A 24,107-nucleotide genomic window follows, 5' to 3' on the forward strand; every position below is an offset into this window, starting at 1 on the left:
GCACTCCGGGACATCCGCTCATCACGGTGAGGTGACGAAGGCGACGATGTCGCCGACGGACGACCCGGCTGGCGCCGCAGTGGTCACACGCGAGGCGCGCAGTTGGCGGTCAGGCGCAAACGCGCGTGCCGCCGGAGCGAACCGTTAGCCCGCTCGAGGCGCGAGGAGGACTCCCGTATAGGCCGCGGTAAATGCTGGCGTGAAGATGTGCTTCATCATGGGTATCAACTCCTCTGCTGCTCAGGTGCGATGCGCACCGCTTATGGACACTAGCGGGATATTCACTTCGACCGCAAGGTGAATTCTCAGATTCTTCGGAAATCGGGGTCAGCACCGAGATCGAGCACGCCCGGAACGACGATGGCCCCGCCTGGATCAGGCGGGGCCATCGGTGATTCAGCGCAAGCGATCAGGCGTCGGTGGCGCGCCGCCGGGCGTCGGCTCGTCGTCGGCGACCCAGAGTTCATCGTCGGCACGGAACGTCTGCCAGACGGCGTAGGCGACGCCGGCCGCGGCGACGATGCCGGCGCCGATCGCGAGATAGGTGCCCACTCCGTGGCCCTTCTTCTGCTTCACGACGGCCGCGGCACGAGGCGACACTCGCTCGATGGCGCGGCGCACGCGTGCGTCGTTGGCGATGTCGCCGATGGAGAGCACGGAACCGAGGGCGTTGCCCACGCTGCGCTCGACGGTGTCGCTGGCAGTACGCGCGACACGGCCCGCCTGCTGGACGCCAGGTCGGACGTAACTCTCGTACCCGGTGCGGACCCGCGGCACGACCTCTTCACGCGTGAGGTGCCCGAGTTGACGGCTGGCCTCGCGCGCGACGGCATTTGCGTGCTCGAGCACGTGCTGCTGGTTCTCCCACAGATCCCCAGCGGTGCTCTGCAGTCGCTTGAGTTCCTTCCGGCGCTTGCGTGACAGACTCATGTCGACCTCCATCGTTGTGCAGCGAACCACTCCATCTTGCCACCGAAACGGCTGGAAGCGGGGTGGGAGTCCGAATACGGCATGCCCCTTGACGAATCCACCCATGCCAGAATAAGAGGATGCCGATTCCCACCGCAGTCGCGACACTCAACACCAATCACGGCCCGATCAAGGTCGACCTCTACGGCGACCACGCCCCGAAGACGGTCAAGAACTTCGTCGGCCTCGCCACCGGCGAGATCGAATGGACGCACCCCGCCACCGGTGTGAAGTCCGCCACCCCCCTCTATGACGGGGTGATCTTCCACCGCATCATCCCCGGCTTCATGATCCAGGGCGGCGACCCGCTCGGCCAGGGCGTCGGCGGCCCGGGTTACCAGTTCGACGACGAGATCAACTCGGAACTCGACTTCACCGAGCCCTACGTGCTCGCCATGGCGAACGCCGGCATCCAGATGGGGCACGGCACCAACGGCTCGCAGTTCTTCATCACCACCGGCCCCACCACGTGGCTGCAGGGCAAGCACTCCATCTTCGGCAAGGTGACGGATCCCGCGAGCCAGGCTGTCGTCGACCGACTCGGCGCCGCCGCCACCGATGGCCGCGACAAGCCCCTCGAAGACATCGTCATCGAGAGCATCACCGTCGAGCAGGTCTGAAACTCGAGGTGAGCGACTCGGGGCCTGATCGGGCGAACTTCTGCTATCGGCATCCCGATCGGCAGAGCTACATCCTGTGCCAGCGGTGCGGGCGCACGATCTGCCCCGAGTGCCAGACGCAGGCGGCTGTCGGCGTGATCTGCCCCGAGTGCATGCGCGAGCAGCGCGCAACGGCGCCGCGCACCAAGCCTGCGGTGCTCACTCGTGTGCGCTCGGCCGCCGGGCGCGGCGCCCCCGTCGTGACGTATTCCCTGATCGGCATCACCCTGGCCGTGTTCGTGCTTCAACTGATTCCGGGTCTCGGGGTCACGAACTGGCTCTACTTCACACCGCTGGCGATGAGCGACATCGCGTTCCAGCCATGGCGCCTGCTGACCACCGTGTTCGTGCACTCCACCGGCCTGATCTTCCACGTGCTGCTCAACATGTACACGTTGTGGATCTTCGGAGGCCTGCTCGAGGGACTCCTTGGACGCTGGCGCTTCCTCGCCCTGTACCTGCTCTCGGGCCTCGCCGGCTCGGTCGGCGTGATCTGGTTGTCCGATCCGAACACGAGTGTTGTCGGGGCATCCGGTGCCATCTTCGGTTTGATGGGTGCGTTCCTCGTGATCCAGCGTCGCCTCGGCGGCCAGACGACCCAGTTGTTCGTGCTGCTCGGCATCAACCTCGTGATCGGCTTCGTGCCCGGCTTCAACATCGCCTGGCAGGCCCACCTCGGCGGGCTCATCGGTGGTGCGCTCATCGGGTTCGTCTTCATCGAGACGCGAAAGAGATCGCAGCAGACGCTTCAGATCTGGCTGCTCGTCGCCGTCGCTGTGGTGCTGGTTCTCTTGAGCCTGCGCTACTTCTTCTTGCCGATCGGCTGACACCGTTCCAAGTTATCCACAGCACTTTCCACAGCTGGGGAGAGTTACACACGTGTAATTGTCGGCATTTCGGGGGACTTCGCCGCTCGAAGATATCCACACCTGTGGATAACTCGGCCGGCGGGCGGGCTTCGACCGGCTCAACCCGCAGGGTCTGACGGGCACGAGAGAGGGGCGGATGCCGCAGCATCCGCCCCCGGTTCGCTGAGCTCGTCGAAGCGAAGCCGCGAGCTTCCTTCGACAAGCTCCCTTCGACAAGCTCAGGGAGCCGAGTTCAACGCCAGCGGGTGGTCATGAGGAAGCCGATGAAGGCGATGCCGAAGCCGATGAGGATGTTCCACGACTCGAGCTCGGCGATGGGGAAGCGGCCCTGGCTCACATAGAACACGATGATCCAGGCGAGCCCGACGAGCATGAAGCCGAACATGACGGGCTTGAACCACACCGGGTTCGGAGCCTCTTCGCCGCTCACTGGTTCTGCGCGCGCGGGCTTCGGGGATTTCGTACGTGCCATGGGGCGATTCTAGCCGAGCCGGAGGCCCTCGCACATTCGGTTCACGTTCGCGCGGACTAGAATCGCCCGTATGTCCGAGTCGCAACCCGATGCCCGGCGTGCACGCCGCCCGTCGGGTGGCCAGCGGCCCCGTGTGAGCGTCGTCGGCGTGTTCGGCGAGTTGCTCCTCACCGGCGGCGTGCTGATCCTGCTCTTCCTCGGCTGGCAACTGTGGTGGAACGACGCGATCATGGCCGGACAACAGTCGTCCGCGGCATCCGCTCAGAGCGCTGAATGGCTCGAGCAGGCCCAAGCCGCACAGGGCGAGACGCCCGCCCCCGCTCCCGCCGACTACGGCGAACCTGTCGTGGACGCGACGGGGTACGGCAACGCCGAGACCTTCGCGGTCATGTACGTGCCACGGTTCGGCGAAGACTCCCAGCGCAACATCGCCGAAGGCACCCAGCTCGACGTTCTCAACAGCTTTGAGCTTGGTGTCGGGCACTACCCAGGCACGCAGATGCCGGGCGAGGTCGGCAACTTCGCGATCGCCTCGCACCGCAGTGCCTACGGCGGCGGCATGCACGAGATCGAGCAGTTGCAGCTGGGCGACGCGATCTTCATCCAGACGAAAGACGGCTGGTTCACCTACCGGTTCCGAGACTTCGAGTACGTGACCCCCGAGACGCTCGATGTGCTCGCCCCGGTGCCGCACCATCCCGACCTCGCGGCGACCGATCGCCTCGTCACGCTCACCAGCTGCAACCCGTTGTACTCCACCGCCGAGCGCATCATCGCCTATGGCGTGCTCGAGTCCTGGCAGCCGAGCTCAGCGGGTGCACCCGCCGAGATCGCACCGATCGTGGCGACCTGGGGGAGCTGAGACATGTACGGCGCAATCTGGCGCATCCTGCCCGGGCCCGTGTGGCTGCGCATCATCCTGATGCTGCTCCTCGTCGCGGCCGCGGTGTTCGCCCTCTTCACGTGGGTGTTCCCGTGGGTCGACGGCGTGCTGAATCCGATCAACGTCACGGTGGAATGAATGACCCGCGTCCTCGTCATCGACAACTACGACAGCTTCGTCTACACGCTCAACGGTTACCTGCAAGAGCTCGGCGCCGAGACCGAGGTCGTACGCAACGACTCGTTCGACGTCTCCGAGGTGGCGACGCGTATCGCCGACTACGACGCGGTGCTCATCTCGCCGGGGCCGGGCAAGCCGTCGGATGCCGGTGTATCGATCCCCATCGTCGAGGCGGCCCTCGCCTCGGGGCAGCCGATCCTCGGCGTGTGCCTCGGCCACCAGGCGATTGCCGAGGCCTTCGGCGCGGTCGTGACGAACGCCGATGAGCTCATGCACGGCAAGACGTCGCGCATCACGCATGACGAGAGTGACTTCTACGACGGGGTGCCGCAGCCTTTCACCGCGACGAGGTACCACTCGCTCGCCGTCGTCGATGGCACCGTGCCCGAGTCGCTCGTGGTGACGAGCCGAACGCAGGGCGGCGTGATCATGGGCGTGCGCCACGAGAGCGCCCCGATCTTCGGCGTGCAGTTCCACCCGGAGTCGGTGCTGACCGAGGGCGGATACCGCATGCTCGGCAACTGGCTCGCGGTCGCAGGGCTGCCAGAAGCGCGAGAGCGCGCCGTCGGGCTCAGCCCGTTGATGCGCGCAACAACGGCGTAGGTCTCGCTGCGCTCGCTGCGCTCGCTACTCGACCGGCGAAGATGCGGCTGCTACTCGACCGGCGTGGGGCGAGGCGGCGAGAGCGGGTCAGCCGGCGCAGTAGGTGAGTTCGACCGAGGAGCGCTGCGGCACATCGCCGGGCGGCACCGACTGCTGCGTGACCGGCGAGCCCGGCTGCGACTTGCATGAGGCGTCGGGCTTGGGCACGGCGGTCAATTGCAGGTTCTCGGCCCCCAGGTACGACGAGGCGGCCGCAAGCGTCTGCCCGGTGAGGTCGGTGAGCGTGACCATTCCGCTCGAGATGCGGAAGTCGACGGTGGAACCAGCCTCGACCGATGCACCGGCCTCGGGCGTCGTGGCGAGCACCGTGTCACCGGGCACTGTCGGTGATGGCTCTCTCGTCTCGGTGCCCGGCACGAGCCCTGCAGCAGTCAGGTCGGCCTTCGCTTGTTCGAGAGTCTTGTTGCGGAGGTCGGGCACGGCGACGGCTTGTCGGCCGGTCGAGACGTACACCGTGACCGCAGTGTCCGCGTCGACGATCTCGCCCGCGGCCGGATCACTGCGGGTCACCTGATCGGCGGGCACCGTGTCGCTCGTCTCGTTGACGCGGGTAGCGGGGAGCCCGAGCTCTTGGAGCTTGGCCACAGCCTCTTCGTAGGTGCCGCCGGTCAGCGCCGGAATCTCCCGTGAGTTCGTCGGCAGCTCGGTGGTGGGTTGCAAGTTGAACGCCCAGTACATGACGGCGATCACGATCACGATCACGCCGATGATGCCCGACCAGATCCAGATCGCCGGCGGGCGGCGCTGGGTGCGGGTCATCGTCTCGTCTTCCGCGAGCTGGCGGAGCGCCAGTTCGGAGCTCGACAGCGAGGCGGTGGGCGCTCCGAAGAGCATCGTGGTCTGGTCGGGTTCGCGATGCACCGGTACGCGACCGGATGCCGCGCTGTCGACGTCGGACCGGAACTCCGCCGCGGTTTGGTAGCGCTGGTCGCGATTCTTCGCGAGGGCGTGCAGCACGACCGAATCGAGCGCGGGCGAGACCTTCGGATTGATGACGCTCGGCTTGACCGGCCGTTCGCTGACGTGCTGGTAGGCCACCGCGACGGGCGTGTCGCCGCGGAACGGCGGCCGACCGGTGAGCATCTCGAAGAGCACCACGCCACTGGAGTACAGGTCGGTGCGCGCGTCGACGGTCTCGCCCTTGGCCTGCTCGGGCGAGAAGTACGACGCTGTGCCGAGGATCGCCGTGGTCTGCGCGACCGTCGTCGACGAGTCGGAGACTGCTCGGGCAATGCCGAAGTCCATGACCTTCACCTGGCCCGCGGTGGTGATCATGATGTTGCCGGGCTTGATGTCGCGGTGCACGACGCCTGCTCGGTGAGAGTACTCGAGTGCGGTCAGCACACCATCGATGACCCGCACCGCGGCAGACGCCTCGAGGGGTCCGTCGTGGATGATGTCTTTCAGCAGCCGACCCTCGACGAACTCCATCACGATGAAGGGCAGCTGCACCTCTTGACCAGCGGAGTCGATGACCGTTTCTTCGCCCGCATCGAACACGCGCACGATCGTGGGGTGCGCCATGCGCGCCGCCGACTGCGCCTCCTGCCGGAACCGCATGCGGAACGCCGGGTCTGTCGCCAGCTGGGGCTTCAGCAGCTTGATGGCGACCTGGCGACCGAGCCGGGTGTCGGTGCCGACGTGCACGTCGGACATGCCACCGCGCCCGATGAGGGCGCCGACGCGGTATCGACCCGCGAGCACTCGTCCTTCATCGTTCACCCTGTGGCTCCGTCCCTTCTGTGAATGATCCCGTCAGTTGCAGCGTGCTAATTGTTCTTGTTGTCGTTGGCCGCGGCTGTCACGGTTACCGTCGCCGACGGTGACGCGGGGGAGGCCACCGAACCGCAGTAGTAGACGTAGGTGACCGTGAGCTGGCCGCTCGTCGCCTCGGTCGTCTGCAGGAGAGCTTCGGTCGCGCCGGCACCCGACGGCTGTGCCGACGGCGCCCCCGTTCCCTGTACCGACACCTGGTAGCCCGACAGCGTCTGGCCGGCAGGGCACGATTGAGCGTCCCATGAGACTGTGAACGTCTCACCGGCCTTCAGGCTCGTCGGCGCCACACGAGGCGCCGCCGCCGGCGCGCCCGGCGTCTCAGGATCGACGTAGAACGTGATCGTGACCTCGGAGCCGATCTGCATGTTGCCCGTGGGGTTCACGTCGTAGACACGGCCGGCCTCTTCAGGGGTTGCCGCGGGGGTGCCCTCGACGGCGTTCACGACCATGCCGAGGGCCTGGAGGCTCGCCCGAGCCTCGTCGACCGTGAGCCCCAGGTAGTCTTCACGGATGACCTGGGCGGTCGTCGGCGCATCGGGCGTCGACGGAGGCGGCGTCGAGGGCGTGCTCGCCGACGACGCCGGCGTCGACGGCGCCGTCGAGGGCGCTTCTTTCCCACCGCCGTTCAGAGAGAGCGCGATGATCGTGCCGATGAGCACGATCGCGAGCAGCGCGATGAGCACGATGAGCGGCCAGGTCCACGGGCTGCGCTTCTTCTTCTCTTCGACGGGCTCTTCGTCGTCGCCCGGGGCGCCGTCGGCCTGCGGCATCACCGTCGTCGCGGCGGTGGCGCCGGCCTGCGGCATGAGCATCGTGGCGGCCGTGGCGCCGGCAGCGCCGAGCACGGCGGGCACCGCGGCGGCAGCAGCCTGCACGTCGCCTCGGCGGAGGGCAGTGGCTGCGCGTGCGAGAAGCGCGGCCGACTGCGGCCGGTCGGCCGGGTTCTTCGCGATGCATCCGTAGACCAGGTTGCGCACCGGCTCGGAGACCGTGACCGGCAGGTCGGGCGGTGTCTCGTTGATCTGCGCCATCGCGATGGCCACTTGCGACTCGCCAGTGAAGGGGCGACGGCCCGCGAGGGCCTCGTAGGCGACGATGCCGAGCGAGTAGATGTCGGTGGTCGGCGAGGCCGGGTGGCCCGACGCCTGCTCGGGCGAGAGGTACTGCACCGTGCCCATGACCTGGCCGGTGGCCGTGAGCGGCACCTGGTCGGCGATGCGCGCGATGCCGAAGTCGGTGATCTTCACGCGCCCGTCGGGCGTGATGAGCAGGTTTCCGGGCTTGATGTCGCGATGCACGAGTCCGGCGGCGTGCGCTGCCTGCAGTGCCGCCGCGGTCTGCGCGACGATATCGAGCACCTTGTCGGTGGAGAGCACATGCTCGCGCTCGAGGATCGTGGAGAGCGCCTCGCCGGGCACGAGCTCCATAACGAGGTACGCGCTGCCGTCTTCCTCGCCGTAGTCGAAGACGTTGGCGATGCCTTCATGGTTCACGAGCGCGGCATGGCGGGCCTCGGCGCGGAAGCGCTCGAGGAAGCCCGGGTCGCCCAGGTACTCGTCTTTCAAGATCTTGATCGCGACCTGACGTCCGATGACGAGGTCTGTGGCTTGCCACACCTCGCCCATCCCGCCGATCGCAATGCGGGACTGCAGTTCGTAGCGCCCCCCGAAGGTGAGCCCTGCGCTCGGTCTCATTTGTTCAGCACCGCCTCTAGTACCTGCTTTGCGATGGGTGCGGCAATGCCATTGCCGAACCCTTCCTGACCAAGTCCCCCGCCATCCTCAACGAGCACTGTGATCGCGTACTGAGGATTGTCGGCGGGGGCAAAACCGGTAAACCAGAGAGTGTAGGGGTCACTCTCTGCGTTCTCCGCTGTACCCGTTTTACCGGCCACGCTGACGCCGTCTATTCTTGCATTACTCGCGGCCCCATTTTCGACGCCGTTGATCATCATGCCGACCATCGTGTTCGCCGTCTCCTCGCTGATCGCACGGCCGAACTCGCGGGGTTCGAACTCCTGCAGTGGGCTGAAGTCGGGCGCCGTGATCTGATCGACCAGATTCGGGTTCATCACGATGCCGTCGTTCGCGATCGCGGCCGACACCATCGCCATCTGCATCGGCGTGGCACGCACCTCGTACTGCCCGAATGCCGAGAGGGCCGTCTGCGCGTCGTCGAGCACTCGCGGGTAGATGCTCGGCTCGGTCACCGTCGGAATCTCGAACTCCGAATTGAACCCGAACTTCTCGGCCTGCTCGCGGATCGCTGCGTCGCCGAGTTCGATGCCGAGCTCGGCGAACGGGATGTTGCACGAGAGACGTAGCGCCGTCGCGAGGCTGACGGTGTCGCCGCCGCCGCAGTTGCCGCCCTCGGTGTTGCGGACGACGGAGTCGGTGCCGGGCAGGGTGAACGTGGGGGGGTTCGGCAACTGGCTCTCGGGCGTGTACTTGCCCGACTCGAGTGCGGCCGCGGTGACGACGAGCTTGAACACCGACCCAGGCGGGTTCATGTCGCCGCCCGTCGCCCGATTGAAGAGCGGGTCGCCCGGGTCGGCGAGCAGTCCCTCGTAGGTCGCGAGCGCCAGGGCACTGTCGTGCACGACCAGCGCGTTCGGATCGTATGTCGGCTTGGTGACCATCGCGAGAATGCGCCCGGTCGACGGCTCGGTGACGTAGATCGCGCCCGTGTAGTCGCCGAGCGCGTCCCACGCGGCCTGTTGCGCCACCGGGTCGATCGCGACCTCGACGGATGCCCCCATCGGATCTTGCCCTGAGATCAGGCGGTTGAGGGAATCGAAGAACTGGCTCGACGACTGCCCGCTGAGGTAGTCGTTGAGCGAACGCTCGAGGCCAGTGGCCTCGCCGTTGACGGGGATGTACCCGGTGACCGCGGCGTACAAGGGTCCGTTCGAGTAGACCCGCTGGAACTTGTAGTTGTCGTCGGAGGGCTGCGAGTAGGCGATCGGCTCACCGTCGACGAGGATCGGGCCGCGCTCGACGGAGTAGCTCTCGTAGAGGGTGCGCGAGTTGCGAGGGTCGGCCGAGAGTGTCTCAGCCTGCGCGTACTGGATGATCGTCGACGAGACGAGCAGGGTGAGGAACATGAGGAGCGCGACGATCGAGACGCGCTTGAGCTCGCGGTTCATCCGTCGATCACCAGCCTCGGGTGGTTGCGCACCGTATCGGACAGGCGCAGGAGCAGGGCGACGATGATCCAGTTCGCCACGAGCGAGGAACCACCAGCTGCGAGGAACGGAGTGGTGAGACCGGTGAGCGGGATGACGCGGGTGACGCCTCCGACGACGATGAAGACCTGCAGGGCGACGACGAACGCGAGGCCCACGCCGAGCAGTTTGCCGAAGTCGTCTTGGCCGGCGAACCCGATGCGGAACCCGCGTGCGACGAACAGCAGGTACAGCGCGAGGATCGCGAAGATGCCGGCGAGGCCGAGCTCCTCACCGAGGCTCGCGATGATGTAGTCGCTCTGCGGAACCGGGGTGATGTCGGGTCGGCCCTGGCCCCAGCCAGTGCCGATCAACCCGCCGTTGGCGAGCCCGAAGAGGCCTTGCACGAGCTGGTAGCTGCCGCCGTAGACCTGGTCGAAGCGCTCGGGATTGAACGGGTCGAGCCAGTTCGCGAAACGATTGCCGACGTAGTCGAGGGTCTGGCTGGCGATGATCGCACCGCCGATGAAGAGGCTGAGCCCGAGCACCACCCACGACAACCGGCTCGTCGCGACGTAGAGCATCACGAGGAAGAGGCCGAAGTAGAGGAGCGCGGTGCCGAGGTCGCGCTGGAAGACGATGACGGCCATCGACAGCGCCCACACGATGAGGAGCGGGCCGAGGTCGCGTGCCCGCGGAAACTGCATGCCGAGGAACTTCGTGCCCACCATCGACAGCGAGTCGCGGTTGCGGACGAGATAACCGGCGAAGAAGACCGCCAGGGCGATCTTCGCGATCTCGCCGGGCTGGAACGTGGCGAAGTCGCCGAGGCCGATCCACACCCGCGCGCCGCTCACCTCGCGCCCGAGGCCGGGCACGAGCGGTAGGAGCAGCAGGATGATCGCGGCGAGCCCCGCGAGATAGGTGTAGCGGAACAGCACGCGGTGGTTGCGGATGACGAAGATCGTTGCGATCGCGCAGACGATCGCGATGCCGCTCCATGCGATCTGCCGCACCGCTGCGCTCTCCCAGCCCGACTCATCGTTGGCGATGTCGATGCGGTAGATCATCGCGATGCCGAGGCCGTTGAGCACGGTCGCGATCGGCAGCAGGAACGGGTCTGCGTCGCGCGCGACGAATCGCATGCCGATGTGCAGGCCGAACACGAGCACCGAGAGTCCGGCGCCGAGCAGCACCAGCTGCGTGTCGATGTGACCGAGCGCCCCGAGCTGCACGAGCACGATCGCCGCGGCGTTGATGAAGCATGCGATGAGGAGCAGCCAGAACTCGAGATTGCGCAGCTTCTGCGGTATCCGGATGCGGCGGACGCCCTCTGGGGGCGTCGCGACTTGACCGACGTGGAGGTCACTCAACGGAATCCTCCAGCCGCTGCACGATGCGATACGCCTCGGAGAAGGAGCCCGCGCTGATGGTCTGCTCGACACGCTGCTGGTCGTAGGTACGAAGCTCTGCCATGTCGAGGTCGATCTCGGTGTGGAGTTCGTGCAGCGAGATCGGCCCCAGGTCTTGCTGGATGCCCTGGAAGATCGCGACCCGGCCGTTGGACTCGCCCACGTAGTAGCGCGTCTGCGTCCACTGGTAGCCGAGCAGGAACGCCGCCGCGATGGCGGCAACGAGCAGCACGATCCAGAAGCTCCACGTCCAGCGGCGGCGGCGGCGGCGACGGGCGTCTTCTTCGATGATCTCGTCGAAGAAGTCTTCGGAGTCGGGCTCGAAGTGCGTCTCTTGAACGGGGTGCGGACGGAACGGCGTGAGACGGATGCCGCGGGCGCGCACGGGCTCGGGCTGGCCGAAGGCGAGCGGCGCGGCGGCCGAACCGACCACGAGGGGCGGGGTCGCCGGCGTCGGCGGTTCGCCGATGTCGAGGATCACGACCGTGACGTTGTCGGGTGCCCCGCCGTCGAGCGAGGCCTTCACGAGCCGGTCGGCCACTTGCTTGGCGCCCGCCTCGGCCGACATCAGGTCGTGGATCTCGTCGAAGGAGACGACGCCCGAGAGGCCGTCGGAGCACAGCATCCAGCGGTCGCCCGCCCGCGTGTCGAGCACCATCGCGTCGATCTCGGGCGACGCCTCGACGTCGCCGAGCACACGCATGAGCACCGAACGACGCGGGTGCACCATCGCCTCTTCGGCGGTGATGCGACCTGCGTCGACGAGGCGCTGCACGAAGGTGTGGTCGGTGGAGATCTGGCTGAGCTCGCCCGACCGCAGCAGGTAGATGCGGGAGTCGCCGATGTGCGAAATGACGATGCGATCGCCGACGAGCAGCACGGCGCTCACGGTCGTGCCCATGCCGGTGAGTTCGGAGTGCTCGGCGACGGTGGCCGCGAGCTGACGGTTCGCGGCGATCAGGGCGCCCTCGAGGGATGCCGCGGCCTCGGTCGTGTTGTCGTAGTCGACATCGGCCTCGGCGATGCGCCGCGTCGCGATCGCGCTCGCGACGTCACCGCCCGCGTGCCCGCCCATGCCGTCGGCGACGACGAACAGGCGGCGTCCGGCGTACCCCGAGTCCTGGTTGTTCGAGCGGATGCGCCCCACATGCGAGACCGCAGCGCTCGCCTTGACAGTCGCCACGGGCTACCGCCGCAGCTCGAACGTCGTCGCTCCCACCTTGACGGTGGCTCCGAGCGGGATCGGGGTCGGCACGGTCACTCTGGAGCCGTTGAGGAAGGTGCCGTTCGTCGAATCGAGATCTTGGATCATCCAGCGGCCGTTCCACTGCATGATTCGGGCGTGGTGGGTGGAGGTGTAGTCGTCGCGGATGATGATCGCCGAGTCGCTCGAGCGGCCGATGGTGATCTCGTCGTGGCCGAGTGGGAACTCCGCACCGGCCTTCGCGCCGCTCGTGATGACGAGACGGGTCGCGTTGTCGCTCGAGGCGAGCTCGCCGTTGGCGCCGCCGGATGCCGCGGCCGCGTGTGCCACCGGTGCAACCGCCGGCGAGGGGACAGGCGCCGCCGACACGGGTGAGCTGGGGAACGTGGACACCGATGCCGCGCCCGCAGCGGACGTCTCGGGCTGCAGCTTGCGCACCCGCTGCCCGAAGAGGTCGCTGCGCAGTGCATAGACGATCGCGAAGATGAACACCCAGAGCAACAGCAGGAAGCCGAGTTGGAGGACGAGAAGGGTCAGTTCACTCATTCGCCGGGCCCCCAGAACCCGCCCATGTCGTGACGTTCGGTGGCCGGGTCGGTGCGCGAGCCTGCGTCGCCGCCGGGAGAAGCCTGCGCGAGCACCCGGAACACGATGCGGGTGCGGCCGATCGTGATGACCGAGTCGGGTTCGAGGATTGCGTCTTTCAGGGGAGAGCCGTTGAGCTGACTGCCGTTCGTGGAGCCGAGGTCGCGCACGCGCGCGCGACTGCCGTCCCATTGCACCTCGGCGTGCCGACGTGACGCCCCAGAGTCATCGAGGGTGATGTCGGCCTCGCTGCCGCGGCCGATGACCGTGCGCCCCTTCAGGATCGGGTAGCGCTTGCCGTTCACATCGAGCACCGGGGTCCAGGCGACCTGGCCCTTCACATTCTGCGAGTCGACCTGCACCATGCCCTCGGTGAGGCTGTCATCGGCGTGCAGCGCGATCGTGATGCCGCCCGCGAACTGGAAGCGCTGGCTCGCAGCGTGCTTCTGCACGAGGTCGACGAGTTCGTCGATGAGCGCCGGACCGAGGCCCGTCATGCGGGCGTAGTCGGCGGGTGCCATGCGCACGACGAAGCTGTTCGGTACGAGCACGCGGTCGCGTGAGACGACCGCAGCCTTCGTGTCGATCTCCCGTTTCAGGGCAGAAGTGATCTCGACGGGTTGCAGCCCCGAGCGAAAGGTCTTCGCGAACGCGCCGTTGACGGCTCGCTCGAGACCCTTCTCGAAGTTGTCCAGTAGGCCCACAGGTCTCCCGTTCCAGGTGTGCTACGACGCTGTCGTGACTGTGACATGGTAGCCCGAAGGGCTGTAAGACTCGCGAATCAATCGACCTGGATCGTCGAGTCGGCTTCGTCGACGTCGAGCGAGAGCGTCGGGATCGACGCCGTCAGCAGTGTGCCGTCTGCCCGACGCGAGCCGGTGACGTCGCGCATCGTCGGTGCCCCGTAGAGGCGCGGACCCTGCCCGTCGAGCGGCACCGAGACATCCGTGCCGGCCGTCACGACCACGTCGACACCGCGAACCCGCACGCGTGCTTCGACCCCGTCCTCGACCGCGAACGAGATCGATTCGGGGTCGAGACGTACGCGCAGCCGCGTGCCGCGGAGCGTGATGCGGAATGTGAGGCCTTGCCACCCGTCGGGCAGGCGCGGGTCGAACGTGAAGATGCCGTTGTGGTCGCGGAACCCGCCGAAACCCGACACGAGCGCGCTCCACACACCGCCCGTCGAGGCGACGTGCACCCCGTCGGCCGCGTTGTGGTGCAGGTCGGCGAGGTCGACGAAGAGCGCCGATCGGAAGTAGCGCATCGCGAGTTCGTGGTACCCGACCTCGGCCGCGATGATCGACTGCACGATCGCCGACAGCGTCGAATCGCCAGTGGTCAGCGGGTCGTAGTACTCGAAGTTGGCCCGCTTCATCTCGGTGGAGAACCGGTCGCCCTGCAGGTAGAGCGCGAGCACCACGTCGGCCTGCTTCAACACCTGGAAGCGGTAGATGACGAGCGGGTGGTAGTGCAGGAGGAGCGGGCGGCGGTCTTCGGGAGTGTTCTCGAGATCCCAAAGTTCCTTCTGCAGGAACGCGCTGTCTTGCGGGTGGATGCCGAGCTGCTCGTCGTAGGGGATGTGCATGTGCGCGGCCGCGCGGCGCCAGCTCGCGACCTCGGCGGGCGTCACCCCGAGTCGCTCGACGAGGCGGTGGTAGGCCACAGGGTCGAGCACCTGCAGGTTGTCGACGGCGGATGCCGCGGCGGCGAGGTTCGTTCGCGCCATCACGTTCGTGTACAGGTTGTCGTTGACGACCGTCGTGTACTCGTCGGGGCCGGTGACGCCGTGGATGTGGAACACGTCGTCGGCGTTCGAGCGCCAGAAGCCGAGATCTTCCCACATGCGGGCGGTCTCGACGAGGATGTCGATCGCCCCGCGACCTAAGAAGTCTTGATCGCCTGTCGCGGCGACGTACTGGCACAGCGCATAAGCGATGTCGGCGTCGATGTGGTACTGCGCGGTGCCGGCAGCGTAGTACGCGCTCGACTCCTGACCGTTGATCGTGCGCCACGGGAACAGCGCCCCCATCTGGTTCAGCTCCAGCGCGCGGGCGCGGGCGGGGTCGAGCATCCGTTGCCGGAATCGCAGCACGTTGCGCGCGACGATCGGCGCCGTGTAGGTGAGGTACGGGAGGACGTAGACCTCGCTGTCCCAGAAGTAGTGGCCCCCGTAGCCGGAGCCCGAGACCCCCTTCGCGGCGACGCCGCCGCCATCGGTGCGCGCCGTCGCCTGCGCGAGCTGGAAGAGGTTCCAACGAGTCGCCTGCTGGATCGCCGCCTGGCCGGTGATCTCGACGTCGGAGCGGGCCCAGAAGTCGTCGAGCCACGCACGCTGCTGGGCGAAGAGCTCGCCCACGCCCACCTCTGCCGCGCGGTCGAGGGTGCGGTCGCTGCGATCGGCGAGCTCGCGCGCCGGCACCTTCCTGGCCGTGTGATAGCTGACCATCTTGGTGATGCGGATCGGCTGGCCCTGCTTGGCGCGCACCCGATAGATGTGCTTGGCGAGGTCGTCTTCGATGGAGCCCGACTCGGTGAAGGAGTTGTCGGTGGTGATCGAATGCTCGGCGGCGATCGCGATCGCCATGCCCGAGTTCGTCGTCTGGTAGCCGAGGAGGTATCGGCCCTCGGTGCGCCGCTTCACGCGGGGCTGCAGCACGCGTTCGTTGAACTGCTCGGCCTTGCGGGGATCGAAGCCGCCGCTGGTCTCGAGCACGCCCGAGCGGTACTCGTCGCGGCCGTCTTGACGGTTCAGGATCTGGCTCGAGATGGTCACCGCGGCATCCGAGTCGAGCAGTTCGACCTCGTAGTCGATGACGGCGAGGTGACGGTCGGTGAAGCACACCATGCGCCGGCTCGTGATGAGCACGCGCTTGCCCGACGGGGTGCGCCAGACGATCGAGCGACTCAGCGCACCGAGGCGGAAGTCGAGCCGACGCTCATAGGAGAGGAGCTCGGCCTCGGTGAGCACGAGGGGCTCATCGTCGACGTAGAGGCGGATGACCTTGGCATCCGGCGCGTTCACGATTGTCTGACCCACGCGCGCGAACCCGAACGCCTCTTCGGCGTGCCGGATCGGCCACGTCTCGTGGAAGCCGTTCACGAAGGTGCCGTGCATGAAGCCGTCGCGGCCCTCCTCGACGTTGCCGCGCATGCCGAGGTAGCCGTTGCCGACGGCGAAGAGCGTCTCGGTGCGGCCCATGTCGGCCTCGCCGAAGTCGGTCTCGACAAGCGCCCACTCGTCGATCGGGAACCGGGTGCGGTTCAGTGGGTCGTGGTCGGCGAACCTCATTCGGGTTCCTCTCGGGGGGTGTTCGTTGGTCGGGTACCGCTCGCTGAGCCAGTCGAAGCGCGCGTGCCGGCGTGGCTCCCTTCGACGGGATCGGCGGGTGGCAGCAGGGGGATGAGCTCGTCGAGTTCGTCGACCACGATGTCGGCACCGAGCGCTTCGAGGGCCTCGCGGCCGACGCCGCGATCGACGCCGATGACGACGCCGAAGTCGCCCGAGGCACCGGCCTTCACCCCCGACTCGGCATCTTCGACGACCGCACAGGCCCTCGTCGGAAGGCCGAGCAGCTCTGCCGCGCGCTCGAATGTGTCGGGGGCCGGCTTGCCGGGGATCCCGTCGCGCGCGGCGACCGCGCCGTCGACGACGACCTCGAAGCGATCGGCGAGCCCCGCCGCCGCCAGCACAGAGGGGGCGTTCTTCGAGCTCGAGACGACGGCCACGAGGCATCCGATCGCCTGCACCGCGTCGAGGAAGGCCACGCTCGCCGGGTATGCGGCGACGCCCCCTTCGGCGAGCGTCTCGTTGAAGGCCTCGTTCTTTCGGTTGCCGAGGCCGTGCACGGTGTCTATGACGGGAGAGTCGGTCACTTCGCCTTCGGGCACGCGGATGCCGCGGCTCTCGAGCAGGCTGCGCACGCCGTCGTAGCGTGGCTTGCCGTCGATGTACGAGAAGTAGTCGGCCTCTTCATACGGCGCGGCGCCGTGCCGCTCGAGGAAGGGGGTGAACAAGCGCGCCCAGGCGTGCATGTGCACGGTCGCGGTCGGCGTCAGCACGCCGTCGAGGTCGAAGAGATAGCCGCGGATGTTGCTGAGCGCCCTTGCCGTGCGCGGGGCACGCTCGTCGTGGCTGGTGGGGGAGTGGGGGGTCTCGCTGGGCGAGCTCACGGGCGGTCCTTTCGTCGCGTCGGTCGGGGCACCGGAACCCGCTGCTCGATGCTATTCCCGGGTGGCTGGGGAACGCGAGGCGAGGCCGATACTCGGAGGAATCGCCAAGGGTCTGTTTATCGGGCGGTGGGCTCGAATCGACGAGTTGCACGACAGAATGGCCGACACGCCGCGGCGCCCGGCGTGTCGCGACATCCGTCCTGCGACTCGGCGCGCGGCGCGCGGCATCCGCTGGGCTCGAATGGCTTTGACGGGCGCAAAATGTTAGTCTCTCGTGGTTGGACGCACTGCGGTGCATCCATACGTGCGCGAGTGGCGGAATTGGCAGACGCGCTGGCTTCAGGTGCCAGTACTCGCAAGGGTGTGGGGGTTCAAGTCCCCCCTCGCGCACCAGCATGAGGGATTCACGAATCTCATCGATCGTTCACGAAACTCGGTTCAAGAAGAAAGCCCCCGCGGTGGCGGGGGCTTTCTGTTGTTCGTGAGTGGTTCGGAGCGTCTATCGAAGGCGCCGGGGGTCAGTTTCGAACAGGGGCTCGGGGCTCGGCCAGCGCCGCTGACTCGGAGGGCGATTCCTCGGAAAACGCCGATGACTCGGAGAACGATCCCGGCATCGAGAACGATGCTGGCTCGACGAATGATTCCCGCTGGACGGCCGGTCGTGTCCAATCGGGCTCGACGACCGCGTCATCGACCGGCGGCGTTTCGTCGCCGATCGAGGCACCGGCGACCGGTTCGTGCTCGGCCTGAGGCAGGGTTCCGAGACGGTCGACCTGTTCGGTGAGGGCGTCGAGCACGGAGCGCAACTGGATCTGCGCGACCTTGGCGTAGGTACGCACGTACTCGATCTCAGGAAGGGCCGGCTTCTCCGACGTGGTCAGCCCCGCGGCCACATGCACCGCGCTGCGTTCTGCGCGCTCCAGAACCTCGCGGTACTGGTCGCGGGCCGTGATCACCAGATCGCGGGCGTACTGCTCAGCGTCGGCCACCGCGCGGTCTGCGATCAGCTGCGCCTGAGAGAGCAACCCGACGGCCCCTGCAGCGATCTCCTGATGGAGATCGGTGCCGGCCTCCGCATGGAGCTTGGCGTTCTCAGCGCGCAGGTTCGTCAACTCCTCGTGGGCGCTGTCCGCGGCGGCCCGGACGGCGCCAACGGCTTCCGACGTCTTGCGTACGAACGCGTCGACCTCCACCCGGTCGTACCCGCCGCCGATGTGCTTGATGCCGAAGCGCACCTCGCTCGCCTCGGGCAGGCGGCCCACCGCGCTCGCCAGGGTTCCCTCGTGCTCCACGGCGGGAGGAGCGTCGGGAAAGTCGGGGTCGTCGGTCGTCATGGGCGTCATCAGCGGGTTCCCACTTGCTCTACGGCAGCCTGCGCCGGCTGCGGGTTCTGGGTGTGGTGATGCAATGCGTGGCTGTCTTCGTCGAGGGTAGCGAACTGCTCGAAGCGAATGTCGCTCGAGGGCAGGCCGGCGTTGCGCACACGCAACACCGCGTGCCGCACCATGTTGGGCGACCCGCACACGAGTGCGAGGTCACCGGGCCGGGCGGCGTCGGCAGCGACATCCCCCACCAGGCCCTTGGCGCCCGGGAAGCTCGGGTCGTCCGAGACCACCGGCGTATAGGTGAACCACGGGCGAACGCGCAGATCTTGGAGCAGCTTGTTCTCGTAGAGGTTCCACGGCACGCGCGCCCCATGGAACACATGCACCTGAGGAGCCTCGCCTGTCTCCTGCCAGCGCTGGTCGATGCGCTCCAGGTGAGCTCGGAGAGGCGCCAGGCCGACACCGCCGGCGATCATCAGCAGGTCGCGTCCGCGATCATTCTCCCCGAGCGTCAGCTCCTCACCGATCGGGGCACCGAGGCGCACGGTCTCTCCGACCGCGAGCGAGCCGATCATCGTGCCGCTCACCTGACCTCCGGGAACCATCTGGATGTGGAACTCGAGGGTGCCGTCGGCGCGTGGAGCGTTGGCGGGACTGAAATAGCGCCAGAGCCGAGGGCGGGAGGGGATCTCCATCGCCATCGACTGGCCCGGTTCGAAGGACAACGCAGGATCGGGAAGCACTTGGAACACCGCGATGTCGAGGCTTCGCCGATCGACTGAGAGCACCTGCCCAGCCCATGAGGCCGGACTCGTGCGCTCGGACTCCTCAGCCGCCTGGACCATCACCGTGGCGATGAGGCCATAGGCCGCCGCCCAGTCCGCGGCGAGCTCCTCGGTCCACAAATCTCCGAGGAAGTGCTTCAGCGTGGCGAGCAGGGAAGCACCGACCGCGTCGTAGTGCTGCGCCACGACCTGGAAGCGCCGGTGGTCGCGGCCGAGCTGCTGGATCAGCCCGGTGACCTCGTCGAGCTGGTCCACTCCCGACACGATGCGGCCCAGCGCGCCGACCAACCGGTCGCGCTGGGTCGCCATCGAGACCGGGAACATGCTCCGCACCTCGGGGTGAGAGAGGAACAGGTGGGAGTAGAAGTGCAGCGGGACTTCGTCACCGAGAGTCTCGGCGAGCGCCCACGTCTCTTTCAGCGCGGCAGTGTTCACCGAGTCAGCCTCGCGTCGAGGCCACCTCGACGATGTCCGACTCCGTTCCGCCGAGCGCAGCCCCCACCCGGCCGATGATCGCGGGCTCGACGCCGGCTTCGGTCAGCGCCGTCACCAGGTGGGCGACGACGACGGCGAAGTCGTCGGTCGAGATGCCCATGCCCTGGTGCGCCGCGCGCAGGTCGCGCCCCGAGTACTCGACCGGACCGCCCATGACCTGCGAGACCAGTGCGACCTGGTGGCGCTTGAGCCGGACCATCTCGACCCCCTCGAAATACGAGGCGAGCCGGTCGTCGGCCACCACCAGTTCGTAGAACCTGCCGACCACCGCGGTGATCGCCGGCGCGCCACCCACGGCCGCGTAGTCGCTCTGCTCGAGTACATCAGACTGCTGGTCGCTGGGACTTGTCACGTTTCATCCGTTCGTTGGGGGAACACCTGGGTTCTCTTCCTAGCAGAACGCAGCCCCAGGGGGCTAGCTCAGAACGAAGCCCGCGTGCTCGCTCTCGCTGAGCGGGACCATCTTCGTTGAGGAGTAACTGAGCCGATCGTGCGCCAAGCTCCGGGGAGAAGCTCTCGCGAGCTCAATAGGTTGGACCCATCCTATTGCCGACGGTCGGTTGATCCGGCTCGCGCGCGGCATCCGCTGCGGCCGATGTCGGACATGGCGCCGGGGCTGAACGCATTCACCGTGACGCGCGCATCTGGACCAGTCGCGCCATCTCGTAGCTGCAGTCGATGTTGCGCAGTTTCGCGGTGCAGTACTGGGTCATGCGCCATACAATGTCTGCGAGATGCACCTCAAGGAGGCAATGGAATGGGCTAGGAACTGCGTGTGGTCGACCGGTCCGACGAGTTGGTGGTGGGCGCGGACTCGGTGGCGGCGCTCACAGTTGCGCGACCGCGTCGAAGGCCTCGTCGAGGAGGCTGGAATACGATCGACCACCGTCGGTGGCCCACGCCGACGTGGCGACGTAAAGGCACGCGAGAGCGGACTGGGTGATGGCGTCGGCCGTGATGGTCGGGTGCTCCTTCTTCCCCGTGAGGCGACGGGCGATGATCGGAGCGAGCACGGCCGCCCATGCGGTGTGCCGTTCGATCGTCTTCGCTCGCAAGCCCGGGGTGCTCAGCGCCACACGGGTGGTTCGTCGCACGGCCTCGAGGTCGCCCACGGCGATGCGTTCGAGTGGCGCCAGCGCTGCCCGAAGCGCCGCCCACGGCGACTCGTCTTCCGGGCGCGACAGAAGTGCCTCTTCGATCAGACGCCCCATCGGCATGAGGTCGCCGATGACGAGGTCCTCCTTCGTCGCGAAGTAGCGGAAGAAGCTCCGCGGGGAGATTCCGACTGCGGCGGAGATCTCCTCGACGGTCGTCTCGTCGAATCCGCGCTCGTCCAGAAGGGCGACCGCGCGTTGAGCGATTTCCGCGCGAACCGCCTGTTTGCCGATTTCACGAAGATCGCCCCGGTCGGAAGCAGCAGCGGCGAGCACCGCGGATGCGCGCACAGTCGAGGCGGTCGCAGGGCAGTAGCCGCGGCATCCGACCGATCGATTGCACGACAACACTCAAGGACGACGACACTCAAGGAGGACTCCGTGAACACCGAACAGCAGGTCAGCCTCGAATCCGCGCGCGAGCGCGCGATGGAGGTGCGGGCGCTGTACGAGACGATCGAGCAGCGGCTCAATGGAAAGGTGTGGACACTGCACGAGCTCATGCTCGGCTTCAGCAATGACGTCGGCACGGTCGGTCGACTGATCCTCGCCCACGACGGCACGTGGGAGATCGACGGCGACGTCGATGCGCAGCTGCGGCACAAGCTCTCGGAATCCCTGTGGTGGGTGATCGTCATCGCCGAACGACTCGACATCGACATCACCGACGCCTATGCCGACACCATGGACCGGATCGAAGCCGGTCTCCGGCCGCACTAGACCAGGACGTCGGAGGGGCGGTCTTCGGCGTCGAAGCGGAAACGGCGGGCGACGACCGCGTCGAGGCCTGCAGGCCGCCCGTGGGCGCGGAGTCAGAAGGTGAGAAGAACCTTCGTGGCACGGCGCTCATCCATCGCCTTGTAGCCTTCGGCGGCCTCCTCGACCGGCAAAGTCAGGTCGAACACCTTTCCGGGGTCGATCTTGCGGTCCCAGATGAGCTGGATGAGGTCGGGGAGGTACTGGCGCACCGGGGCCGGCCCGCCGTGCAGGTGCACGCTCGCGAAGAAGAGGTTCAAGCCGTCCAATTCGACGCCATGAGAAACTCCGACGTCTCCGACGTAACCGCCGGGACGAGTGCTGTTGATCGCCTGCCACATCGACTCCTGCGTGCCGACGGCCTCAACGGTGCCGTGGCTACCGTAGCCGCCCGTGAGCTCCTTGACCTTTGCCGCACCCTCATCGCTGCGCTCTTCGATGATGTCCGTCGCGCCGAACGCGCGCCCCAGCGCTTGTCGTTCGGGGTGGCGGCTGAACAGGATAATCCGTTCGGCACCGAGCTGCTTGGCAGCGAGGACCGCCGAAAGCCCCACAGCACCATCGCCGACGACAGCGATGGTCTTTCCGGGTCCTGCTTCGGCGGCGACGGCCCCGTACCACCCGGTGCCGAGCACATCGGATGCCGCCATCAGCGACGGGATCAGGTCAGCATCGGGGTGACCAGGGGTGGCGACGAGAGTGCCGTCGGCCAGCGGGACACGTGCGAGCTCAGCCTGCGTGCCGATCGCGCCCATCATCACGTTGTGGATGCAACGGGATTGGTAGCCGGCCTGGCAGATCTCGCAGGTATTGTCCGAGGCGACGAACGACCCAACTACGAAATCGCCGATCTCCACATTCTTCACATCTGCGCCGATCTCTTCGACCACGCCGATGTACTCATGACCCATCGCCTGCGGCGTCGAGTAGAGAGGCTCCGCCCCGCGGTACGGCCACAAATCAGACCCACAAATACACGTCGCGGACAAGCGGATAATCGCATCCGTGGGTTCGATGATCATTGGGGCGTCGCGCTCTTCGAGCCGAACGTCTCCCGGCCCGTACATCATTACTCCACGCACAATGTGCTCCTTCGTTCCGGAAAGCTCCACTCCAGTAAAGGACCCAGACGCCGCGCGAGAAAGTCCCTCTCCGGCCGACCGCGCCACCGTACTGGTAAGAATGCCGTGAAGCGGCCGAGCCTGCAATGGATGCTCGCAGAGAATGGGAACGGTCCTGAACTCAACCCTGGATGGGTGCCGTGTACGCCATCTCGCCGACCGTTCGGCGCAACGCCGTGGAGTCGGAGTGTTCACGATTCGGATGCACCCGATTGGTCAGGAGCGCGACGACGAGATTCTCTTCGCGGTCCACGAGAAGCGACGTGCCGGTGAATCCGGTATGGCCCCTGCCGCCACTGCCCCGTTCGCTCATCCAGCTCTCCTGGCCGATGCGCAATCCGAGGCTCTGACCGAATCCGATCTCCTGTTCGATGCGCTCGGCCGCACTGCCGAGCATCGTCGGTAACTGGTCGTGCCACAGCCGGTCGAACGAGCGGGGGCTGAGCACCCCGGGCAGCCCGGCGAGCAGGGCGGAACCGAGCGCGGTCACGTCGCGCACCGGCGCGAACAGGCCGGCATTGCCGGACACCCCGCCGAGCGCGCGCGCGTTCTCGTCGTGGACGGTACCGCGCACCATGCCGCGCCCGATCTGCGGCATGTACTCCGTGGGCGCGCTGCGTGCGGCATCCGGGGCGAACGTCGTCTGCGTGAGCCCGAGCGGGTCGAGCACGTGCTCGCTCACGAGCCGCGCCCACGCCAGACCGGTCGCCGTCTCGGCGATGGCCATGGAGGTGATGTAGCCGAGGCACGAGTACTGCATGGAGGTGCCCGGCGCATACGAGAGCGGGAGCGACAGGATGTCGTCGAGCACGTCGGAGCGCTCCTGCTCGATCCAGCGCGCGTGATCGGTGCCCTCGTCGTGGACGCACCGACGCCAGGAGCGCGGCGAGATCGGATCCAGTCCAGATGTGTGGCTCAGCAGGTGGGCGAGCGTGACTTCCGCCTTGTCTCCAGACCCGTAGGTGGGGAGCCATTCGGCAACGCTCACGTCGAGATCGAGCAGACCCCGATCCACCAGGCTGAGCACAGTGATCGCCGTGAAAATCTTGGTGATCGAGGCGAGATCGTAGAGCGTGTCGTTGCCCACAGGCTCGCCGGCGGTCTGCGCGATCGGCTGCCCGCTGTCATCGAAGTTCGCTGCTCGACCGGTCGAGATCGTGATGGTCGGCGTGCCGGATCGAGTGATTTCGCACACTGCGCCCGGGGTGATTCCGCTATTCACGGCATCGTCGAGAACGTTCGTCAGTCGCGGGAGAACGGAAGCAGGGACCCGGTCGGTCATGTTGGCGGCTTCTCCTCCGACGTGGTCGAGTGTGTCACCTTACGCTGAGATGAGCAGCCCGGCCGGTACGCGGGAGAATGAGCGCGTTCAGCTTCGTCGGGCGGCCGGCAGCTGCGATTCGAACTGCTCCATCGTGCCGTCTGCGGGAGGCCCTGGCACTCCCTGCTTCGGTCGGCGAGCG

At 67.0% G+C, this 24,107-nt stretch carries 23 protein-coding genes and 1 tRNA gene; 7 read left to right on the forward strand and 17 right to left on the reverse strand.

Translation table 11 applies throughout. The features are described 5' to 3' along the window. Positions 1-396 precede the first annotated feature (396 nt). The gene (locus tag AC1C2T_RS03625; protein ID WP_495384282.1) at positions 397-930 is read right to left on the reverse strand and encodes a hypothetical protein; all 534 of its coding nucleotides are present in this window, start codon (positions 928-930) and stop codon (positions 397-399) included. Between the two features lie 119 nt (positions 931-1,049). Here AC1C2T_RS03625 and AC1C2T_RS03630 point away from each other — a divergent pair, with 119 nt between their 5' ends. Both AC1C2T_RS03630 and AC1C2T_RS03635 read left to right on the forward strand, forming a co-directional pair. Further along, on the forward strand, positions 1,050-1,589 hold the full coding sequence (locus AC1C2T_RS03630) for a peptidylprolyl isomerase (protein WP_495361595.1): 540 nt from the start codon (positions 1,050-1,052) through the stop codon (positions 1,587-1,589). 8 nt (positions 1,590-1,597) lie between these two features. Next, entirely contained in the window at positions 1,598-2,455 is an 858-nt protein-coding gene (locus AC1C2T_RS03635) for a rhomboid family intramembrane serine protease (protein WP_495361594.1), read from the forward strand. 274 nt (positions 2,456-2,729) lie between these two features. Here the strand turns inward: AC1C2T_RS03635 and AC1C2T_RS03640 are convergent, their stop codons facing one another. Continuing rightward, complete coding sequence (locus AC1C2T_RS03640) at positions 2,730-2,969, reverse strand: cell division protein CrgA (protein WP_495361593.1); 240 nt, start codon at positions 2,967-2,969, stop codon at positions 2,730-2,732. Positions 2,970-3,039: 70 nt separating this feature from the next. On the opposite strand from AC1C2T_RS03640, the gene AC1C2T_RS03645 reads away from it, so the two are divergent. The 3 genes from AC1C2T_RS03645 to AC1C2T_RS03655 are packed head-to-tail and all read left to right on the forward strand — an operon-like array spanning position 3,040 to position 4,635. Continuing rightward, a complete protein-coding gene (locus AC1C2T_RS03645) occupies positions 3,040-3,831 on the forward strand; it encodes a class E sortase (RefSeq protein WP_495361592.1) in 792 nt (263 codons plus the stop codon). 3 nt (positions 3,832-3,834) lie between these two features. Continuing rightward, positions 3,835-3,990 carry a hypothetical protein gene (locus AC1C2T_RS03650; RefSeq protein WP_495361591.1) on the forward strand — a complete coding sequence of 52 codons (156 nt, stop codon included), beginning with the start codon at positions 3,835-3,837 and terminating at the stop codon, positions 3,988-3,990. Beyond that, positions 3,991-4,635, forward strand: a complete 645-nt coding sequence (locus AC1C2T_RS03655) for an anthranilate synthase component II (RefSeq protein ID WP_495384283.1) — start codon at positions 3,991-3,993, stop codon at positions 4,633-4,635. Positions 4,636-4,722: 87 nt separating this feature from the next. On the opposite strand, the gene pknB is transcribed toward AC1C2T_RS03655, so the two are convergent. From pknB to AC1C2T_RS03700, 9 genes are all read right to left on the reverse strand, one after another. Continuing rightward, complete coding sequence (gene pknB, locus AC1C2T_RS03660) at positions 4,723-6,417, reverse strand: Stk1 family PASTA domain-containing Ser/Thr kinase (RefSeq protein WP_495384284.1); 1,695 nt, start codon at positions 6,415-6,417, stop codon at positions 4,723-4,725. A 47-nt stretch (positions 6,418-6,464) separates the two neighbouring features. After that, complete coding sequence (locus AC1C2T_RS03665) at positions 6,465-8,165, reverse strand: protein kinase domain-containing protein (protein ID WP_495384285.1); 1,701 nt, start codon at positions 8,163-8,165, stop codon at positions 6,465-6,467. Beyond that, positions 8,162-9,616: a peptidoglycan D,D-transpeptidase FtsI family protein gene (locus AC1C2T_RS03670; protein WP_495361587.1), complete on the reverse strand. Its 1,455-nt coding sequence runs from the start codon at positions 9,614-9,616 to the stop codon at positions 8,162-8,164. The genes AC1C2T_RS03665 and AC1C2T_RS03670 overlap by 4 nt, the downstream gene beginning before the upstream one ends. Continuing rightward, positions 9,613-11,007 carry an FtsW/RodA/SpoVE family cell cycle protein gene (locus AC1C2T_RS03675; RefSeq protein ID WP_495361586.1) on the reverse strand — a complete coding sequence of 465 codons (1,395 nt, stop codon included), beginning with the start codon at positions 11,005-11,007 and terminating at the stop codon, positions 9,613-9,615. The genes AC1C2T_RS03670 and AC1C2T_RS03675 overlap by 4 nt, the downstream gene beginning before the upstream one ends. Continuing rightward, positions 11,000-12,229 carry a PP2C family protein-serine/threonine phosphatase gene (locus AC1C2T_RS03680; protein WP_495361585.1) on the reverse strand — a complete coding sequence of 410 codons (1,230 nt, stop codon included), beginning with the start codon at positions 12,227-12,229 and terminating at the stop codon, positions 11,000-11,002. The genes AC1C2T_RS03675 and AC1C2T_RS03680 overlap by 8 nt, the downstream gene beginning before the upstream one ends. Before the next feature lie 3 nt (positions 12,230-12,232). After that, the gene (locus tag AC1C2T_RS03685) at positions 12,233-12,796 is read right to left on the reverse strand and encodes an FHA domain-containing protein FhaB/FipA (RefSeq protein WP_495361584.1); all 564 of its coding nucleotides are present in this window, start codon (positions 12,794-12,796) and stop codon (positions 12,233-12,235) included. Continuing rightward, on the reverse strand, positions 12,793-13,539 hold the full coding sequence (locus AC1C2T_RS03690; protein ID WP_495361583.1) for an FHA domain-containing protein: 747 nt from the start codon (positions 13,537-13,539) through the stop codon (positions 12,793-12,795). Before AC1C2T_RS03690 ends, AC1C2T_RS03685 begins: the two co-directional genes overlap by 4 nt. Before the next feature lie 77 nt (positions 13,540-13,616). Continuing rightward, positions 13,617-16,127: a glycoside hydrolase family 65 protein gene (locus AC1C2T_RS03695; protein ID WP_495384286.1), complete on the reverse strand. Its 2,511-nt coding sequence runs from the start codon at positions 16,125-16,127 to the stop codon at positions 13,617-13,619. Continuing rightward, complete coding sequence (locus AC1C2T_RS03700; RefSeq protein WP_495384287.1) at positions 16,124-17,008, reverse strand: HAD family hydrolase; 885 nt, start codon at positions 17,006-17,008, stop codon at positions 16,124-16,126. Before AC1C2T_RS03700 ends, AC1C2T_RS03695 begins: the two co-directional genes overlap by 4 nt. 306 nt (positions 17,009-17,314) lie before the next feature. On the opposite strand from AC1C2T_RS03700, the gene AC1C2T_RS03705 reads away from it, so the two are divergent. Continuing rightward, a tRNA-Leu gene (locus AC1C2T_RS03705) sits at positions 17,315-17,401 on the forward strand. 125 nt (positions 17,402-17,526) lie between these two features. On the opposite strand, the gene AC1C2T_RS03710 is transcribed toward AC1C2T_RS03705, so the two are convergent. From AC1C2T_RS03710 to AC1C2T_RS03725, 4 genes are all read right to left on the reverse strand, one after another. Next, positions 17,527-18,351, reverse strand: a complete 825-nt coding sequence (locus AC1C2T_RS03710; RefSeq protein ID WP_495384288.1) for a hypothetical protein — start codon at positions 18,349-18,351, stop codon at positions 17,527-17,529. Beyond that, entirely contained in the window at positions 18,351-19,553 is a 1,203-nt protein-coding gene (locus AC1C2T_RS03715) for a globin domain-containing protein (protein ID WP_495361579.1), read from the reverse strand. The genes AC1C2T_RS03710 and AC1C2T_RS03715 overlap by 1 nt, the downstream gene beginning before the upstream one ends. A gap of 4 nt (positions 19,554-19,557) precedes the next feature. Next, complete coding sequence (locus tag AC1C2T_RS03720) at positions 19,558-19,965, reverse strand: group I truncated hemoglobin (RefSeq protein ID WP_495361578.1); 408 nt, start codon at positions 19,963-19,965, stop codon at positions 19,558-19,560. A 475-nt stretch (positions 19,966-20,440) separates the two neighbouring features. Then, complete coding sequence (locus AC1C2T_RS03725) at positions 20,441-21,058, reverse strand: acyl-CoA-like ligand-binding transcription factor (RefSeq protein WP_495384289.1); 618 nt, start codon at positions 21,056-21,058, stop codon at positions 20,441-20,443. Positions 21,059-21,148: 90 nt separating this feature from the next. Here AC1C2T_RS03725 and AC1C2T_RS03730 point away from each other — a divergent pair, with 90 nt between their 5' ends. Next, complete coding sequence (locus AC1C2T_RS03730; protein ID WP_495384290.1) at positions 21,149-21,487, forward strand: nucleoside triphosphate pyrophosphohydrolase family protein; 339 nt, start codon at positions 21,149-21,151, stop codon at positions 21,485-21,487. A gap of 92 nt (positions 21,488-21,579) precedes the next feature. Here AC1C2T_RS03730 and AC1C2T_RS03735 read toward each other — a convergent pair whose 3' ends face one another. Together AC1C2T_RS03735 and AC1C2T_RS03740 are read right to left on the reverse strand one after the other, a co-directional pair. Continuing rightward, a complete protein-coding gene (locus AC1C2T_RS03735) occupies positions 21,580-22,605 on the reverse strand; it encodes a zinc-dependent alcohol dehydrogenase family protein (protein WP_495361976.1) in 1,026 nt (341 codons plus the stop codon). 160 nt (positions 22,606-22,765) lie between these two features. Next, complete coding sequence (locus AC1C2T_RS03740) at positions 22,766-23,926, reverse strand: serine hydrolase domain-containing protein (RefSeq protein ID WP_495384291.1); 1,161 nt, start codon at positions 23,924-23,926, stop codon at positions 22,766-22,768. Between the last annotated feature and the right edge of the window lie 181 nt (positions 23,927-24,107).

The sequence above is a fragment of the Agromyces sp. Y558 genome, from assembly GCF_059445415.1.